Source organism: Candidatus Eisenbacteria bacterium, from assembly GCA_005893275.1.
Taxonomy (GTDB): Bacteria; Eisenbacteria; RBG-16-71-46; order SZUA-252; family SZUA-252; genus WS-7.
This window is the reverse complement of sequence record VBOW01000089.1, coordinates 1-3,403: the sequence shown is the minus strand read 5'-3', so window position 1 is coordinate 3,403 and position 3,403 is coordinate 1. Positions and strand designations below refer to the sequence as shown.

3 protein-coding genes are annotated in these 3,403 nt (G+C 68.8%); 1 reads left to right on the top strand and 2 read right to left on the bottom strand.

What is annotated here, in order from left to right:
• Window positions 1-274 precede the first annotated feature (274 nt).
• A complete protein-coding gene (locus tag E6K76_12385) occupies window positions 275-1,645 on the bottom strand; it encodes a HAMP domain-containing histidine kinase (protein ID TMQ56604.1) in 1,371 nt (456 codons plus the stop codon).
• A 150-nt stretch (window positions 1,646-1,795) separates the two neighbouring features.
• Window positions 1,796-2,656: an HAD family hydrolase gene (locus E6K76_12380; protein TMQ56603.1), complete on the bottom strand. Its 861-nt coding sequence runs from the start codon at window positions 2,654-2,656 to the stop codon at window positions 1,796-1,798.
• Between the two features lie 60 nt (window positions 2,657-2,716).
• Here E6K76_12380 and E6K76_12375 point away from each other — a divergent pair.
• The coding region (locus E6K76_12375) for a hypothetical protein (protein ID TMQ56602.1) at window positions 2,717-3,403 on the top strand (687 nt) is incomplete at its 3' end.

Genomic DNA, 3,403 nt, shown 5'->3' with positions numbered 1-3,403 from the left:
CTCGCGGCTTTCCCGCACGGCCGCGTCGGGCAATCCCACGATCGAAAAGGTCGGAAGTCCGGCGCCCAGGTCTGCCTCCACTTCGACGAAGAGGCCGTCGATCCCTTGCGTGGCGCAGCTCGTGACACGGGCAAGCATGGCGCTCGTTCCGGGGGAGAAGAAGTTCAGGGGGAGAAGGTGAGCCGGGATTCGGTTGGGGGAATGCGACGCGGGAGTCTAGGCTCCGGCGTTGGAACCTGTCAAGGCGCGCCCGGTGGGCGACGCGTTTTCGATATCAGCGTGAATCGGCGCGCAAGAGGAGGCTGAAGGTCGAGCCGCGACCCTGCTCGCTCGAGGCGACCAGGCGCCCGCCCATCTGGGCGGCCAGGTCCCGGGCGAGTGCCAGCCCGATGCCCAGACCCCCGACGCTACGTGTGGTGGAGCCATCGATTTGCCGGAACGCATCAAACAGATTCCCAAGCTCGTCCGCCGGGATGCCCGGGCCGTTGTCCTCCACGCGGACGCGGGCCCACTGGACCCCATCCCGCGCGAGCGCCTCCGCCCCTAGCGTGACGCGCGAGCCGGGCGGCGTGAACTTCACAGCGTTGTCCACCAGCGCGTCCAGGACCTGACGGAGCCGGAGCTCGTCGAACCGCGCCGGAAGGGAATGCGCCTGGACCGCCAGCGCGAGGTCGCGGAGGCCCGCGCCCACCCCGGGGAGCCGCTCCGCGTGGTAGGCGGTCAGAACCGGAACAAGATCCCGCTCGAGGACCCGGAGGGACAGGGTGTCCCGGCCGAGCTCGGAGAGTGTCAGGAGGTTCTCGACCAAAACGACGAGCTTGCGGGCCTGCAAGGCGGAGCTCCCCAGGAAGGCCCTCAGCTCGGCGACGTCGAGGTCCGCTTCCATGACGCACTCGAGAGCCGGGACGATCACGGATAAGGGGGTTCGGAGCTCATGGTTCACGTTCGCCAGGAACTCGGACTTCAGCCGGTCCAGATGCTTCAGCTCTTCGTTGGCGACCCGGAGCTGGCGGTTGCTCTCGAGCAGGCGGTTGTGGATGGCCCCGTTCTGGAGGGCGATCCCCGCGATCCCGAGCGACGCCTGGAGAACCTGCAGGTCGAGGGGACGGTGATCCGTTCCGTCGGCCCGGGCGCCCAAAACGACCATCCCCACCGTCGCGCCGTTTGCCCAGATTGGCGCCAGGACCGCGAGCCTTGCCTCCCGGACCCGAGCCGCCGCCGACGGCTCGAGCGCCTCCTCCAAGCCTAGGCCCTGGATGGGGGCCGCGGTGATCCGGGCGGCCGCGAGCCACCGCGTCGCGCACAGGTCGGAGACCTCCTCCGCGAGCCCGGACGGTAGGCCGTGGCTTCGAATGAACGCAGGGTGGCCTGCGGGGTCATCCGCCACGAGCCACAGGATGGAGCGGGCGGTGCCGAGCTGACCCATGAGGTTCAGGAGCAGAATATCCACGGCGCGGAAGAGGTCGACCGTCACCGTCAGCCCCTGGCTCAGGTCGATGAGCGAGTGCACGCCATACTCACACTCGCCGAGCGCTTGCGAGGGATCCGGTCGGGGCGGGGGGGACCTGCGGGAAGCGCCCTGCTGGCGGCGTAGCTTTGCCCTGGGGCTCGAGCGCCGCGTAGGATTTCTCTTTGTTCGCGTCATGGGCTCGGCACCGGTAAGAGGGTGAGAGTCGGAGGGGCCCCACCGTAGATCCCCGCCAACGGATCGGCGCGGAGCCGCGTACCCTTGAGATCTGATTCCCTCTGGAGGGGGCGGGGTGGGCGCCGTGTGGCTCGATCCGACCACCGTCGGTCATGGAAGGGGCTGAAGCAAGACCCGGTGAAGCTCCTCGTGGCTTGAAACAGTGAAGGTCGGGCGCACGGAACCTGCGTAGGCGGGATCGAGCGCGTTTGGGATCGCCGTGAAATGGATCGTGACGAGGCCGAGGGCCTGGCCACCCTGGATGTCGTGGTAGAGGGAATCCCCCACCATTGCGACCTCCCGCGGCAAGAGCCCCCAACGGTCGAGCACCACCCGAAAGGCCTCGGCGCGGGGCTTCCTTACGCCGACATCGGCCGAGACGACGAGGGGATCGAAATAGCCGGCCCACCCCATGCGGTCGACCACGCCGGCGACATAGCGTCCGCTGGTCGCGTTGGAGAGCATCGCGAGCTTGAGCCCACGCTCCCTCAGCGCGTCGAGCAGCTTACCGGCGCCCGGCATCGGCCGGATCAACTCCACCTCCGCCGCGAAGAATTCGTCCAGGGCGCGCTCGAGATCGACGGGGACGGCGGCGCCAGCTGCGGGCAACGCGAGGAGCGTCTCGTGGAGAGAGACGATCCCGGGTATTTCCCGCCCCTCCGCTTCGGCGAGCCGACGGTTTCGCTCGCGGACTTCGAGAAACCGCTCCACGAAATCACCATCCGTGCCGGCCGCGAGAGCGCCCGAGGCGGCGAGATAGGCGCCGAGCCGCTCGGCGCCCGGGCGAGCGACCACATCCGCGTAATCGGAGCGAAGGGATCGGACGCCGGGGTCCAGCCGAACCAGCGTATTGCCGTAGTCAAAAATGACTCCGCGGAGATCGCTCAATTCTTGTCTTGATTCGAGGAGGAGCCGGGGTCGGTTGAGGGTTGCGACACGGGAAGCGTACACTCCCCCTCCGGAACCTGTCAAGGCGCGCCCGGTCGCGGTCGTGCCTCAGGGAGACGCTTCCCCGGTCGCGGAGGCAGTCCAGTGGCGGATCCGATCGGAATCGTGGGCGGCGGGGCGCTGGGAACGCTCCTCGCGTCGCGATTCCTCGCGGCGAAAGCCGACGTGCGGGTCGCGGTCCGATCCCGGTCGCGACTCGATGCCTTGATGCGCGATTATCCGGCCCTTCGTGCGGGCGTCGGCTTCGAGGTCCTTCGCGGAAGCCGTCTCGTGCTCCTGAGCGTGAAAGCCTACGACGTGGCGGAGGTCGCCGGATCGCTCGCCCCTCTGGATCTGCGCGAGGCCCCGATCTGCTCATTTCAAAACGGGTGGGGCCACATGGAAGTCCTCGAGGCGGCTCTGCCCCGCCTTCCCCTTCTCGCGGGCGCGACATCGTTGGGAGCCTACCTGGATGGGCGCGGCACGCTCCGCGCCGCCGAGGACGGTGCGACCCTGGTCGCGCCGTGGCGCCCGGAGGATCTCGCGCCGGCCGAGCGGGCGGCGGAGACCCTGCGCGGAGCCGGACTCAAGGCGGATGCCCGCCCCGATGCGCGCGCGGTGCTATGGCGCAAGCTCGTCTTGAACTCGGCCGTGAACCCGCTCACGGCGCTCGCCCGCTGCACCAACGGGACCATCCTGCTCGAGCCCACCCTTTTCGGGGTCGCGAAGCACGCCGCGGGTGAAGCCGCGCGAGTGGGATGGAAGCTTGGGATCCTAGAGAAGGACTTCGAT

Coding starts and splice junctions, on each gene's coding strand:
- E6K76_12385 (TMQ56604.1), bottom strand. CDS start 1,645: ATGACGCGAACAAAGAGAAATCCTACGCGGCGCTCGAGCCCCAGGGCA.